Here is a 14,329-nt window from a genome sequence, read left to right as displayed (position 1 = left end):
TCTATCCTGCAACATAAACTTCATTTTAAAATTCATACCAATACACCAAACATAAATTCCATATACCAATACAATAAACGATATTTTATTCACCAAATTTCCACATTTCCGTATTAAATTAAGGCGACTTTAAATTTTATGTAAAATTAACCATAAAAACGACTGGAAACTTATGAGCTACAAGTCTAAAATTGCCTCGTTTGGGGAGTAGTCACAATTGTTCGCCTGTCGTCATCTCGAAGTCATAAACTTCCGGCAGCCGTAAATGGATTTGCTCGCAGTAACTTTTGTCTGCAATAGACGCCACTGCTAGCACCATTTTGACGAGACCAATGCCATTATCGCTTACATAAAATGTAATCGAACCTATGCAACTTAATTGCATGGGTTTTTTTAATGTGCGGAAGGTTTTGTTTAGGCTCGCCTATGGCATACCTTTCGTATTTTATTCTGTGTAATAACATATTGTTATGATTACTGTTTCATTTAATTTGATCTTTTATAAATATCATTAAATAAACAATAAGACTAATAGCAATAAATTATCGCATTAGATATTTAGATAAAGAGAGAACTCTATGAGTATTTTTAGTTATGAAGGGTTTGCTGTATTAACAGTATTAATGCTTGCGCTCGATTTGTACCAAACACGTGGTGGTAAAATATCGATTAAAACAGCGGCACTTTGGAGTGTCTTTTGGGTCTTTTTAGCCTTCGTTTTTATGGGCTTTATTTACCTATATTGGCCTCAAATGGCACCAGAGAGCACATATACAAATAAACAAGCAGCAACGTCATTTATTACTGGTTACTTATTAGAGAAATCATTAAGTGTCGATAATTTATTTGTTTTTGCATTAATATTTGGCCAATTTGCCGTACCTGAACGTCTTCGTCCTCGTATTCTAATGTTAGGTATTGTTGGTGCACTTTTCCTTCGTGCGGGTATGATTGGTGTAGGTGCAAAGCTGTTAGCCGATTATCACTGGATCCTATACATCTTCGCTGTTTTCTTACTTTACACAGGCTTTAAACTTTGGCGTGAAGGAGAAGAAGAACAAGAAGATTTCTCAAATTCAGCGCCAGTGCGTATTGTAAAACGCTTCTTTAGAGTCTCTGATGATTATCATGATCATAAAATGTTTGTTAAAGACAGCAAAGGTTGGCTTGCAACACCACTATTAGTTGTCGTCGCAGTTATCTCACTAACCGATGTGATGTTTGCACTAGACTCAATTCCTGCAATTTTCGCCGTTACCCAAGAAGCATTCTTAGTCTTTACAGCTAACGTATTTGCCCTACTTGGTTTACGTTCACTATATTTCGTATTAGAAGGCATGTTGACTCGTTTCTGTTATTTACGAGTAGCCTTAGCATTTATACTAAGCTTTATTGGTATCAAAATGTTACTTGTTGGTTCGCCATATGCGATTCCAACAGTGATTTCACTTTGTGTAATTATTCTTTCTATTACAATTGCTATCAGTGCATCATTATGGAAAACACGTAACATAGAAACCACTGAGCACTAAGCACTTCTGATAAAATAAAAAATGCCACTGCTAACTAAAATAGATAACAAGTGGCATTTTTATTCTGTACTTATGATAGTTAACTATTGGCTAAACAAAATGTTGAGCTATCACATTCAACAGTTGTTGTGGCTGAGTCACAATATATGATGGTGTGATTTGCGAAAGCTTGTCGTGATCACTTGCTTTACCGGTATCAACCCACACACTAGTAATTCCTGCCCTATTTGCACCTGCAATATCAGCCGCTAATGAGTCTCCCATATGGAGAACATCACTAGGCTCACACTCCACCAAATCCAATGCTTTTTTAAAGATACTTAATGCAGGCTTCTCTTCTGGTTCTTCCCCACCAATAATAATATGATCAACATATTGATCCATCTCAGTGGCAGCAAGTTTAGGATGTTGAGAAAAGATAGGTCCGTTAGTTATCACCACCAGCTTATAGTGTTGGCGTAACGTCGCTAGCATTGCTTTAACTTCAGGAAAGAAATCAAATCCAGCCATACGTCCATCATCAAATGCCGCTTGAATAGTCACTGCTTGCTCAAAAGAAAGGGTTATCTGTTGCTGGGTAAATAATGTTTGTATTAATGTTTGGCGAAACAATAATTCATTATCTAATAGCGCCACTAGTTGTGGAAATTCGTTATTTAGCTGCTTATAAATTCCAGCAATATAGCGTTGACAAAAAACATCTGCATTCAACATCGGAAACTGTGATTCTACATAGCGTTTTAACGTTGCCAATGCTTTCTTATCTGCAACTGATGTTGCACATAATGTTTCATCCATATCTAAAAAAATAGCCTTTAACATTACGTCCCCATTGTGCCGTACGTGACGACACTCTAACTATATTGTTTTGAAATAATAACTAAATTCTACCCTTAGTTATCACATTGCGCACATAAAAAAGCCAGCATCTAAGTGCTGGCTTTAACAGATTACGTAATCAATAATAATTTAGTGGTTTACAAAGTCTTTCATGGTAATAAATTTACCTTTAATTGGCTTCGCTTGTGGTGAGTCATAGCCATAAATATCACTACGCATTTGTAAGTGGCCGTCTTGATCAACCCATGCAGTTAAGTAAACAAAATCAACATCAATACGTTTAGATAAGCTCACAACTTTGTGCTGCTTAGTATCTAGCATTGTCTTAAATGGCTTAATGCTGCTTCGATTTTGATAATTAATAACGTAATTAGCTAAATCATCAGCACGTTCAACACGTACACAACCAGAACTTAAGTCACGCTTATTTCGGCTAAATAAACCATGAGCAGGTGTATCATGCAAGAAAATAGCATAGTCATTTGGCATTAAGAACTTTACATTACCCAATGAGTTATGAGGACCAGGACCTTGCTGGAATTCATGAGGGAATGTTTTTGGATTCACTGTAGCCCAATCAATGCTACTTGGTGGAATAACCGTACGATCACGCCAGCTGTTTAGTATTTGCATGTTATGTGCTTTCAGGTAATCACGCGATATCTTCACTTTTGGAATAACATCGTTTTGTTTGATAGTAATTGGCACATTCCAATATGGGTTCACAACCATCGTTGTGATAGCTGATGAGAATAGGTTTGTAGGGCGAGTATCACGGCCGACAATAACTTTAGACTCAAAAACTTTTTTACCGTTATCGAACACTTCTAACTTATAGTTTGGAATATTTACCCAGATATGCGCACGAGTGTCATTATGACGGTTTAAAGCAGATAGACGTAACGTATTCAATGCCAGAACACGTGCAATATCGCTATAAGGCATCACTAACTGTTTAACAGTACCAGCACCAATAATACCATCAACACTTAAACCATGGCGTTTTTGGAAAGTCTTCAGGCTGTTAAACATAATGCCTGTGTTGGTAATTGTTGGTTGAGCTAACAAAGTATCTCGATTAGCAGCTGACATATCACCAAGGTTATATAGAACCTCAACAATTTCATGCCCTTTTGGTAATACAGCCCCTTGACGATATACGCCTTTAAAATTTGATGCTACGAGATGATGCGGCGCTAAATTTTCAAACTTTTGAATAACTTTCATCGTTGACTCAAAATCAACATATGTAGGGCGGTACATTGTTAATTTAGCAAGAGTCATTGGGTATGCGTCATCACCTTTCGCATATTCCATCATGCTATGGGTCATATTGACGGGTTTAGATAAGAATAAAACATTACGATGTTGGGCAATGTAATTCTGAAATGCGCGATAAACATAGTAAGTATCTGTCGCTAATAAATCGTAGCCACGTAGATTACCTTCTTGTTCAAGTTGCTTCATTTCCGCCAAACGCTGTGCAATGCCAGGTAGCATTTTGCTATCAGCAATGACTTGAAGCTGTAGTGTAAGCTCATTACGTAGTGCTACTGTATTCCAGAGCGGATAAAATTTATTTTGCGCATAAGCTTGTTCAATTTGTAGTGCAAAACACACGTTACTCGTTGTATCACCGCATAGCATTTTTGTACTTTGCAAGTTGATATTATTCAATGAAGACCAATCAACACTGCCAGTAGTTAGCGGTGCTTTTCGTGCATCAGAAGGCATTTTAGGCAATACCGTACTAGAACCGACAATGGGCACATTGTTATTTTGTGATACAGCAGCGACATTGTCTGAAACAACTGGGCTTACCTCAGCAGCAAAAACGCTACCTGGCACCATCAGTGACAACACTAAAAGTTTGCTAACACGCTTAGCAACAACACGTTGAGGATTAAACATCGTTTACCTATAAAATAGAACGAAAAACACCATACCTAGCATTACAGCTTATCTTATTGATATGCAATGACGGCAATCCATAGTTCATAAAAAACTAACAGGGTATATTTAGACAAATTTTGACAAATGATACAATTCAAAAAATGAAACTTTAAAAATTAATTATGCCATATCATAATTTTTTATTTACAAATCTAACAAAACAATAAAATAACACACTGATTTAAAAGATTTTAAAAATGGTTGTTTTATTTTAACACTAAAAAAACAGTTTTTTATTAAAAGTTTTATCTAATGTAAAAAAATAGCTTTTTCGCTTTTTTGCTCAATAATTGAACGCTATTGTTAGTTTATCGATACAACATTATCCTCACCACCGCTTCACATATCTCCATAATCAATAACCTTTCGTTATAGTTTCTATAATTTCATATCTTTACGTTTGCTTTGAGCTTAATTCAATATTGATGTGTATTTTTAACGACTTCAATTTTGCATGTCTACGTCAATACGGATTTCCAATATAGAAAGATATGATTCTCCCTTTTTCACTTCTGGAAAAATAAAACTTACGATAAATTAGCCCCATAAAACTTATGGATATAAGAAGAACATAGCAATGACATCACAAAGTAAGATCAAAAACATCATTACTGACGCAACACTTAGTGCAAAACAAAAAACGTTGTTCCTGTCATTAGAAGCCGAAGCGCTCGTCGATTATATGCCTATTTCTGACGCAGTCTTAGCCGCTAAAGAAGCTGGAATTATTTGTGATATGTTTGAAGGTAACGCTCCTTTTAAACCGCGTTATGTTCTTCCTGATTATGCTAAATTTTTACAACAAGGTTCTGAATACTTAGAGCTTAAACCTGCAACGAATTTAGATGAAGCCATCAACCTGCTGACTATTATTTACCATCATGTGCCTTCTGTTACCAATATTCCTGTTTACCTAGGCCAGCTTGATCAAATCTTACTGCCTTTTGTTAGCGACATTAGCGAAGACGCTCTTTACCATAAACTGAAAAACTTTTGGATAATGTTAGATCGCACCCTTCCAGATGCGTTTATGCACGTCAATATCGGCCCAACGGATAATATTGTTTGCCGCATGATTTTGACGATTGATGCAGAACTTAAGCAAGTCGCACCTAATCTCACCTTTATGTATGACCCAACGGTCACGCCTGACAGCCTGTTACAACAAGCCTGTAATAATATCTGTGAATGCAGTAAGCCACATATTGCTAACTATCCAATGTTCTCAGATGCTTTTGGCAAACAGGGATTCGGTATTGTAAGTTGCTATAACTCTCTTCCGCTTGCTGGTGGTGCAAACACCCTTGTCCGCCTTAATCTAAAAGAAGTGGCATTACAAAGTAATAGCATTGAAGATTTTCTGACATCGACCTTGCCTCGCTATAGCAAATTGATGTTTGAACTCATTGACGCACGTTCAACATTTTTGCATCAAGAATCAAACTTCTTTACTGGTTTCTTAACCACTGAAGGTTTAATTAATGAAGATCGTTTTGCCCCTATGTTTGGTATTTATGGCATGGCAGAAGCCGTTAATATTCTGATGGCGAAATCAGGCTCAACGGCACAATATGGTCATAATGAAGATGCTAATGCCATCGGGTTAAAAATCAGTGCCACATTAAGTGACATTGTAACAACAACCCCAGTAAAATATGGTTTTAATGGTCGAGCATTATTACACTCTCAAGGTGGTATTAGTTGTGATCACGAAGTCACACCTGGCATTCGTATTCCTTACGGTACTGAGCCCGATCCTGTAATGCACATTAAGGCGTTAGCTGCTCATCATAAATACTATACATCGGGTATCAGTGAAATTTTAACTCTTGAAGAAACCATTAAGAACAACCCACTCGCATTAATGCAACTATGTAAAGGTGCATTAGCATTAGGTTTCCGTGAATTCACAGCAAACGTTGCCAGCAATGATCTTGTACGTGTCACGGGTTACATGGTTAAACTATCTGATATTGCGAAATTCAAACAACAAGGTTCACGCACAAATACAACATGGTTAGGTACTGAAGCTTCTGAAAATACACATATTCTAGAGCGTCAACCGCGTGTTGTTAGTCGTGAAATGTCACCTGTTTACTCATCAAAATAAATAAAGAACGCCATATTATGATTTCTGCTACTATCAGCAAAATATTGAACTACTCATGTGTTGATGGGCCAGGTAATCGAATGGTGCTGTTTTTGCAGGGGTGTAACTACCGCTGCAAAAACTGTCATAATCCACAAACTATCGATATGTGTAATCAATGTGGTGATTGTATACCAAGTTGCCCAACGCAATCATTACAACTCACCACACAAAACAATAAACCGTTTGTCGTGTGGAACATGTCAACTTGTACGGAATGCGATACCTGCTTAACCCTGTGCAGTAAACAATCGACGCCAAAAACACAGCAGTTAACAGTCACTGAAACCTTGGCATTAATTAGAGATAATTTATTCTTTATTAATGGCATTACGGTAACGGGTGGCGAAGCAACATTACAATTACCATATATAATTGCCCTCTTTAAGGCGATAAAGTCCGATCCCGGCTTACAACATCTCAGCTGTATGATCGACAGTAACGGGAGTTTAAGTATTACAGGGTGGCAATCAATCACCCCTTACCTTGATGGAGCAATGATTGATTTAAAAGCGTGGAATAACACCACTCACCGATGGTTAACTGGCCGTGATAATGACCGAGTATTAACGAGTATTTATTGGTTAAGTCAACACCAAAAATTATACGAAGTACGTTTATTGCATATTCCAGAGATCACCGATTATGAGCAATACATCGATGATATTGCAGAGTATTTAGCAACATTAAATAATGACGTTCGTATCAAGCTTAATGCATTTCAACATCATGGTGTCACTGGCGAATCATTAAATTGGACACCGTGTAACCAAACCGACATTGAAACATTAGCAATGCAGCTAACCGAACGTAATATCACTAATCTAATACTGCCAACCGTTTATATATAGCGACCAATTTTATGGCCAACAGTTGTAATTTGTTGGTACAGCCACCGTAACGCAGGATCGTTCATACTTGGCTGATACCACACTAAACTGTAACCCACTTGGCCATAATTAAATGGTAATTCTTTCATGGTCAACGATTGTGCTTGCGCTGCCACTTCTGCCCACCTCTTTGAACACGTAAACAATAGTTTAGTATTTTTACACAATGTCGCTGCTGCACCAAAATCAGCAACGTTGACCATAACTTTACGTTTTCTATGTTGCTGAATAAGCTGCATTTCAAAAAATGGCACACTGAGATCATTATCAACAATTCCAATATGCTCATAATGTAAATAATCATCAATGGTCAGTGGCTGAGTCGCCAATGGATGTTCATTAGACATTAAACACACCATTTCATCAGTAAATAAGGTTTCCCAAACTAAGTTATTATCGATATTTGGTGGCTGGCTAAGATCATGAGGCAGAATAATAAAATCCAATACCCCTTTTGCTAGCCCACTAACTCCAATATTATCTTTAGACCAAATATCTAATCGAATATTGGGTGCTAACTTTAATACTTGCTCACATAACGGTGCAGCAATTAACTCAAAAGTGCTTTCACGCATCGATAATGAAAAACTACCGGCATAATGCGCAACATCAAATTGTTCCTGAGTCATGATTTGATTCATGTCATTGATCATTTGATGCACTGTCGGCCCTAAACGACGCGCTAATGGCGTTGAAACCAACCGATTACCATTACGATAAAATAGCTCATCATTTAATGTATCTCGAAGCTGAGTGAGCGTTTTACTAACGGATGATGGACTAACACATAATCGATGAGCACACGCTGTCACACTGAGGGTATCTAACATTACGTGCAAGGTAATAAGGTGCTTCATGCTAATGCGTGATAGTTTAATTAAATCCATTTACTATCTCTTGAATATAAATAAAAAATGCCAGCCAACATTCATTGACTAGCATTTAAATAACAATCAGTTACAGCTAACACTGCGCTTAACGAATACCACTTAAAAATTCAGCACGGGTAGCAGGATTACGTTTAAAAATACCGCCAAGTGCCGTCGTTGTCGTTACACTGGTTGCATCCATTACACCGCGAGATTTAACACAGTAATGGGTTGCATCAATAGTCACGGCGACATCTTCACTTTCAAGTAGTGTTTGTAGCGCGACTAAAATTTGTTGCGTTAAACGCTCTTGCACTTGTGGGCGCTGAGAAAAGAAACGCACAATACGGTTAATCTTTGATAAACCGATAATTTTCCCACGTGGAATATAAGCAACTGTTGCTTTACCATCGATAGTAATTAAATGGTGCTCACAAGTACTGGTTAATGTAATGTCTTTTACTCGCACCATTTCATCACAGTTCATTTTATTTTCAATCACTGTGATTTTAGGGAAATTGGTGTAATCCAAACCTGAAAAAATTTCATCGACATACATTTTTGCAATACGGTGCGGCGTTTCAACCAAGCTATCATCCGTAAGATCTAACGCTAAGAGTGAAAGGATCTCACGCATATGGTATTCAATTTTTTCTTTCTTTTCTTCTCGACTTACTACATCAGCCGTCATCGGAGTTTCTAGATCACGGGCGGCTAAGGCGTCACGTACTTGTATTGCAGATACACTTAATGCTGTCATTCTTTTCCTCCAGCTGACCTAGGTAGAATAAAAAAGACATACCCTTCTGACCTTGCCAGCGCTAAAATCCTTAGCAGAATACCTCCAAATGAGAATAATTTCACCACCAAATTACCTCCTAATCCCTTCTTCCAGCGTATTTTAGTATATTCAATCCCTTACAGCGGTAGTCAATAAAGGGTAAACTACCCAATAACTAGCAATCTGAACAATACTTAGTAAGAAACTGAGTAAAACATACAACCTCAAACTGAGAATTTTTCAGACCTGCTCACTTTCATTATCACGAATAAATAAAATGGATACGATTATGGGATGCTGCGACGTACCAGGTTTAATGACTGTTGAAACTGCGTTAGATAATATTATGACGCAAGTTTCACCACTAACGACAATCACTACAATAGCACTTGCTGATGCCATGGGTATGGTGCTTGCTGAAGATATCCTTTCCCCTATTAATGTACCGCCTTTTGCTAATTCTGCGATGGATGGTTATGCCCTTCGTGCCGCGGATCTTGAACATACTGATACTTTAACCATGATTGGTAAGTCATTTGCAGGGATCCCATTTACTGGCACCTGTGAAGCAGGTCAATGTGTCCGCATTATGACAGGTGCTGAAATTCCAGCAGGCGCTGATGTTGTTATCATGCAAGAAGAGACCCATGTAAATGGCAATAGCATTCAGTTTACGATCAAGCCAAAAGCAAACGACAACATTCGTCCTATTGGTGATGATGTTCATTTAGGTGAAACGGTTTTAGTAAAAGGTACTCGCTTAACTGCACGTGAAATGCCACTGCTCGCATCATTAGGTATTGCATCTTTTGCAGTATATCGTCGTCCAAAAGTTGCCTTTTTCTCAACCGGTGATGAATTACGCCCAGTGGGTGAATCTCTTGCAGCAGGTCAAATTTACGATAGCAACCGTTATGGTATCAAAGCGTTATTAGAGAAGTTTGGTTGTGATGTATTAGATCTTGGCATTATCCCAGATTGCCCAGAACAACTTCGCCAAGCATTCCTTACCGCATCAACCGATGCCGATGTTGTGATCACATCTGGCGGTGTTAGCGTAGGTGAAGCGGATTACACCAAAGATATTTTAGACCAAGAAGGTCAAATCGGTTTTTGGAAAATCGCCATGAAACCGGGTAAGCCCTTTGCTTTTGGTACTATCAATAATGCATGGTTCTGCGGCCTTCCTGGTAATCCAGTCTCAGCAATGCTGACCTTATATCAATTAGTGCAACCGATGTTAGCTAAACTAGCCGGCCATAGCCAATACCAACCACCGGTACGTTTACAAGCACAGGCAACGTCAATGTTTAAGAAACGCCCAGGCCGTACTGACTTCCAACGCGGTATTTACAGCATTAATAATGGTCAATTTGAAGTAACAACAACTGGCAACCAAGGCTCTGGCGCGTTCAGTTCAATGCACCATGCCAATTGCTTTGTGGTACTTGAACAAGATCGTGGTCGTGTGGAAGCGGGCGAGCTCGTTACTATTGAAATGTTTAATCACACCATGTACTAATTTGTCGTTAATATACGAATAAACAGCTAATAACGGTAATTTCACTTATGACAACAAAACAACACACCAGTGCTGAATTATCAGATGCAGAAATGTTGCGCTATAACCGCCAAATTATTTTGCGCCAATTTGACTTTGAAGGCCAAGAAGCATTAAAAGCCACTTCAATGTTAATCTTGGGTGCTGGCGGTTTAGGTTGTGCTTCATCGCAATACCTTGCTGCCGCTGGCGTGGGTAAAATCACCCTTATTGATGACGATAAAGTTGAAGTTTCTAACTTACAGCGTCAAGTTTTGCATACAGATGCGACGGTTGGCATGCTCAAAGTTGAATCAGCGAAGCAAGCATTAACCGCCATTAATCCTTATTTACATGTTGAAACAATTGCAAAACGTTTAACTGATGATGAATTATTACCACTCATTGAACAACATGATTTAGTGTTGGATTGCTGTGATAACGTTGATACACGTAATCAATTAAATCGCTTATGTTTTAAGACTAAAATACCCTTAGTTTCAGGGGCTGCTATTCGCATGGAAGGCCAAATCAGTGTTTATAGCTACCATGATGGTGAACCTTGCTACCAGTGCTTAAGTGCCCTCTTTGGTCAGCAAACATTAACCTGTGTTGAAGCTGGCATTATGTCACCCGTTGTTGGTATTGTTGGCGCTGTACAAGCCATGGAAGCAATAAAAGTGGTCACCAATGTTGGCACACCATTAACGGGCAAGATCTTGATGCTCGATGCTATGAGCATGAGTTGGCGCGAAATGAAATTGATGAAGCAACCAAACTGCTCTGTGTGTAGCTAATCAAATAGAGCCAAATAGCGAAGTAATGATGATGAAACGTATTACCCTGTTTACTCAGAAAAACTGTGCGCATTGTAAAGATGCTCAGCAGTATATGAAAACAAAAGGTTATCCTTTTCGTTTAGTCGATGTAGCAAGTCCACAAGGCAGAAAAGAATTAAGCCGAACAGGCGCTCGCTCTGTCCCCGTCATTAAAGTTGGGGATAGCGTGCTTATGGGCTGGAATATGACTAAGTTCGAAAAGCTATTGCACGACAACGATTAATATAGCCATAACAAAAATGCATAAAAAAACCGACATTATTTACTATTTCTAGTTAAATGTCGGTTTTTTTGTTCACTAATCGTGAAACTAGTAGTGATTAATCGTTATCATTCAGACGAATACCGTCTTTTTCGATCACAATTAAGCCTTTTTTGTATAAACCACCAATCGTTTTCTTAAACGTTGCTTTACTGGTACGGAATACACGGAAAATATCTTCAGGGCTTGATTTATCACTTACTGGAATAAAGCCACCTTTGATCTCTAAAGACGTAAGGATCTTATCCGCTAAATCGTCAACTTTACCTAAGCCTACTTTTTGTAGTGATAAGTTAATTTTGCCATCTGGACGAATTTCTTGAATATACGCTTTTAGTTGCTTGCCAATAAACAGTTTACCAAAGGCTTCTGTTTTAAAGAACAGACCCCAATGCTCACCGTTAATTACTGCTTTGTAGCCAAGTTCTGTCGTTTCAGCGATAACAACTTGTACTTCTTGGCCTACTTTGTAGTTTGCAGGTGTTTTATCAAGGAAACGGTTGAACTTAGTCGAGCCAACAATACGACCTGATGCACGATCCGTGTAAACACGAACCATCACTTCTTCGCCTTCTTCTAAGCGACGACGTTGCTCACTAAATGGAATCAGTAGGTCTTTACGTAAACCCCAATCAGCAAATGCACCAATTGTCGTTGCACCTACAATACGTAATTTAGCAAAACCACCCACTTCAACTAATGGTTCATCCGTCGTTGCAATGACTTCGTCTTCAGAGTCAAAGTAAATAAAAACTTTAAGCTTGTCGCCGAGCTTAGTACCTGCTGGCACTGTGTTCTTTGGTAACAAGATATTACCGAAATCATCACCACCATTTAGGAACACACCAAAATCTACCAATTTGATAACTTCTAGAGTGTTGTATTGTCCAATTTTAATCATGTATCAGGTACTCTCTTTATAGGCAACAACACGCTTAGAGTGCAGTTGGTTCAATATCTTTATCAATCAATTTTTTAGCCGCAATAATTAATTCACTATCACTGACTAGGCAATACGTTATAATGAACGGGTTGCGCTTATGATATCGGCATTATACGTGATGTTGCGACCCTTCGCCCAACCTATCTGCAATTATTTGATGTTTTTTCATTCTATTAGCATCAATAATTGTGATTTATAAATAATGGACAAAAAAATATTCTCATATACTCTCAATGACAACCAATTTATGCCATTTAGCATTCGCCTGGGAGGGCTAATTAAAAGTGATTACTGTCGATAAAAAAGATGGGCATAAACTCAAAATATCTCATGTGATTCAAGAAACAACTAATCGACAGCTTGATATGTACATATTTATCCCAGGAGAGCTTGGGTTAAATGCCAATATCATCTCTGAAGAAGAATTTTATCATAATGCCATTCATGGCAAACGGACTTATTTCAGTGATATAAACCATCTACCTTTAGTTCACAGCCGCCTTGCAAGTCGAGGTAAGCTGTCTATCGAGCAATACCGTTTAAGCTTAAGTCTCTATGCCTATCAATATGCGTTAGCCTTGGAAAAAACCACACAGCAGTTATTAGGTGACAGTAGTGAGTCTAAACAAGAAGAGATTGAAGAAGCGGCACAATTAGCGGTTCGAATTTTAAAGCGATTGCGTCGTAACATTCCAACAGATAAAAAACTGCTCAAATATTACGAGAATATTGATAACTATTTATCTTGGTTTACAGAACAACGACTTCTACAGCTTATCGCTCATTTACCCCGTGGAGCTGAGTATAATGAAATTAAGCCACAGTTATTAGAAATCTGCCAAAAAGAATCTCAACACCGTACTGATAACAATTATAACTCAGTAAGGGCGATGCAAGATCCAACGCGGATGTCAAATAAAATGCGATTATTACGTCGCTTAATTGAATACCCTGTCACCATGAACGAAAAAACAATCGAACTGGGTAAAAATACTCGTAAGATTGTAACGGGTGCTGCCGCGGGTATTGTGATGATCTTCGTGACTTTAATCTTGATAAAAGCACGCGGTATGTTGGGTGATATTACCGCCTCTTTCATTGTTGTACTGTCATTCATTTATGCGGCACGTGAAGTTTTTAAAGATGACTTAAAAACTATGTTATGGAGATGGATGAGAAAAGGCAAAGCACGATGGAGAAAGCAATTTTTTGACGCCAATACGGGTAATGTTATAGGACAACAACTGGAATGGTTAGAGTTCATTAGTTATGACAGTTTGCCGGATATTATTCGTAAAACCCGCAAACATAATGTCTCTCATCGTGAAGAAACTATTTTGCATTACAAAAGTACCACCAGAATGTCACCCACAAAGTTTTTAAGTGGTTACGAGCAAACGCGTGAATCTATTATTCTTGATATGCGAGCGATTGCGACATTAATGGAAAAAGGCTCACAGCGTCTTTATCAACTCAAAGATGGCCAAGTGACCAAAGAATCGGTAGAGAAAAGACATCTAATTAACTTGATCACCAAAGAAACAGATGAAGATAAAACCGTACGTATTCAACGATGGAAAATCATCATGAGTCGTTCAAAAATTGTCGATATTGAAGCTATTATTACACCTGAGCCTAAAAAATCGAAACCTAAACAAACACTCAATATAAAGAACTAACCTACAAAAATGCCCTCAACTTGAGGGCATTTTTATCGGTCACGAGCTACGC

12 protein-coding genes are annotated in these 14,329 nt (G+C 38.2%); 7 read left to right on the top strand and 5 right to left on the bottom strand.

Going from position 1 to position 14,329, the window contains the following annotated elements; translation table 11 throughout:
- Positions 1-578: 578 nt before the first annotated feature.
- Positions 579-1,532, top strand: coding sequence for a TerC family protein (locus tag VXS03_RS09645; RefSeq protein ID WP_327763480.1), 954 nt, complete (start codon positions 579-581; stop codon positions 1,530-1,532).
- Between the two features lie 90 nt (positions 1,533-1,622).
- Here VXS03_RS09645 and VXS03_RS09640 read toward each other — a convergent pair whose 3' ends face one another.
- Together VXS03_RS09640 and VXS03_RS09635 are read right to left on the bottom strand one after the other, a co-directional pair.
- Positions 1,623-2,354, bottom strand: coding sequence for an HAD family hydrolase (locus VXS03_RS09640; RefSeq protein ID WP_327763479.1), 732 nt, complete (start codon positions 2,352-2,354; stop codon positions 1,623-1,625).
- Positions 2,355-2,501: 147 nt separating this feature from the next.
- Positions 2,502-4,283 carry a L,D-transpeptidase family protein gene (locus tag VXS03_RS09635; RefSeq protein WP_327763478.1) on the bottom strand — a complete coding sequence of 594 codons (1,782 nt, stop codon included), beginning with the start codon at positions 4,281-4,283 and terminating at the stop codon, positions 2,502-2,504.
- A gap of 619 nt (positions 4,284-4,902) precedes the next feature.
- Here VXS03_RS09635 and VXS03_RS09630 point away from each other — a divergent pair.
- Both VXS03_RS09630 and VXS03_RS09625 read left to right on the top strand, forming a co-directional pair.
- Complete coding sequence (locus VXS03_RS09630; protein ID WP_327763477.1) at positions 4,903-6,435, top strand: YjjI family glycine radical enzyme; 1,533 nt, start codon at positions 4,903-4,905, stop codon at positions 6,433-6,435.
- A gap of 17 nt (positions 6,436-6,452) precedes the next feature.
- Positions 6,453-7,325 carry a YjjW family glycine radical enzyme activase gene (locus VXS03_RS09625; RefSeq protein ID WP_327763476.1) on the top strand — a complete coding sequence of 291 codons (873 nt, stop codon included), beginning with the start codon at positions 6,453-6,455 and terminating at the stop codon, positions 7,323-7,325.
- Here the strand turns inward: VXS03_RS09625 and VXS03_RS09620 are convergent.
- Both VXS03_RS09620 and folE read right to left on the bottom strand, forming a co-directional pair.
- Positions 7,316-8,251 carry a LysR family transcriptional regulator gene (locus VXS03_RS09620; RefSeq protein ID WP_327763475.1) on the bottom strand — a complete coding sequence of 312 codons (936 nt, stop codon included), beginning with the start codon at positions 8,249-8,251 and terminating at the stop codon, positions 7,316-7,318. The genes VXS03_RS09625 and VXS03_RS09620 overlap by 10 nt on opposite strands.
- An 88-nt stretch (positions 8,252-8,339) precedes the next feature.
- Positions 8,340-8,993, bottom strand: coding sequence for a GTP cyclohydrolase I FolE (folE, locus tag VXS03_RS09615; protein ID WP_327763474.1), 654 nt, complete (start codon positions 8,991-8,993; stop codon positions 8,340-8,342).
- A 310-nt stretch (positions 8,994-9,303) separates the two neighbouring features.
- On the opposite strand from folE, the gene moeA reads away from it, so the two are divergent.
- From moeA to VXS03_RS09600, 3 genes are read left to right on the top strand one after another with little or no spacing between them, the layout of a single operon-like run.
- On the top strand, positions 9,304-10,536 hold the full coding sequence (gene moeA / locus VXS03_RS09610; protein ID WP_327763614.1) for a molybdopterin molybdotransferase MoeA: 1,233 nt from the start codon (positions 9,304-9,306) through the stop codon (positions 10,534-10,536).
- Positions 10,537-10,583: 47 nt separating this feature from the next.
- Positions 10,584-11,351, top strand: coding sequence for a molybdopterin-synthase adenylyltransferase MoeB (moeB, locus tag VXS03_RS09605; protein WP_327763472.1), 768 nt, complete (start codon positions 10,584-10,586; stop codon positions 11,349-11,351).
- Between the two features lie 25 nt (positions 11,352-11,376).
- Positions 11,377-11,616, top strand: coding sequence for a glutaredoxin family protein (locus tag VXS03_RS09600; RefSeq protein ID WP_369925039.1), 240 nt, complete (start codon positions 11,377-11,379; stop codon positions 11,614-11,616).
- Between the two features lie 97 nt (positions 11,617-11,713).
- On the opposite strand, the gene VXS03_RS09595 is transcribed toward VXS03_RS09600, so the two are convergent.
- Positions 11,714-12,556, bottom strand: a complete 843-nt coding sequence (locus tag VXS03_RS09595) for a CvfB family protein (RefSeq protein ID WP_080157312.1) — start codon at positions 12,554-12,556, stop codon at positions 11,714-11,716.
- Positions 12,557-12,882: 326 nt separating this feature from the next.
- Here VXS03_RS09595 and VXS03_RS09590 point away from each other — a divergent pair, with 326 nt between their 5' ends.
- On the top strand, positions 12,883-14,277 hold the full coding sequence (locus tag VXS03_RS09590) for a hypothetical protein (protein WP_327763471.1): 1,395 nt from the start codon (positions 12,883-12,885) through the stop codon (positions 14,275-14,277).
- Positions 14,278-14,329: the final 52 nt, after the last annotated feature.

Source organism: Photobacterium sp. S4TG1 (assembly GCF_036040035.1).
Taxonomy (GTDB): Bacteria; Pseudomonadota; Gammaproteobacteria; order Enterobacterales; family Vibrionaceae; genus Photobacterium.
This window is presented reverse-complemented; position numbering and strand designations above follow the sequence as displayed.

Bases quoted from the DNA above. Each gene is read 5' to 3' on its own strand.
- VXS03_RS09645 (WP_327763480.1), top strand. From the start codon at position 579: ATGAGTATTTTTAGTTATGAAGGGTTTGCTGTATTAACAGTATTAATG.
- VXS03_RS09640 (WP_327763479.1), bottom strand. From the start codon at position 2,354: ATGTTAAAGGCTATTTTTTTAGATATGGATGAAACATTATGTGCAACA.
- VXS03_RS09635 (WP_327763478.1), bottom strand. From the start codon at position 4,283: ATGTTTAATCCTCAACGTGTTGTTGCTAAGCGTGTTAGCAAACTTTTA.
- VXS03_RS09630 (WP_327763477.1), top strand. From the start codon at position 4,903: ATGACATCACAAAGTAAGATCAAAAACATCATTACTGACGCAACACTT.
- VXS03_RS09625 (WP_327763476.1), top strand. From the start codon at position 6,453: ATGATTTCTGCTACTATCAGCAAAATATTGAACTACTCATGTGTTGAT.
- VXS03_RS09620 (WP_327763475.1), bottom strand. From the start codon at position 8,251: ATGGATTTAATTAAACTATCACGCATTAGCATGAAGCACCTTATTACC.
- folE (WP_327763474.1), bottom strand. From the start codon at position 8,993: ATGACAGCATTAAGTGTATCTGCAATACAAGTACGTGACGCCTTAGCC.
- moeA (WP_327763614.1), top strand. From the start codon at position 9,304: ATGGGATGCTGCGACGTACCAGGTTTAATGACTGTTGAAACTGCGTTA.
- moeB (WP_327763472.1), top strand. From the start codon at position 10,584: ATGACAACAAAACAACACACCAGTGCTGAATTATCAGATGCAGAAATG.
- VXS03_RS09600 (WP_369925039.1), top strand. From the start codon at position 11,377: ATGATGATGAAACGTATTACCCTGTTTACTCAGAAAAACTGTGCGCAT.
- VXS03_RS09595 (WP_080157312.1), bottom strand. From the start codon at position 12,556: ATGATTAAAATTGGACAATACAACACTCTAGAAGTTATCAAATTGGTA.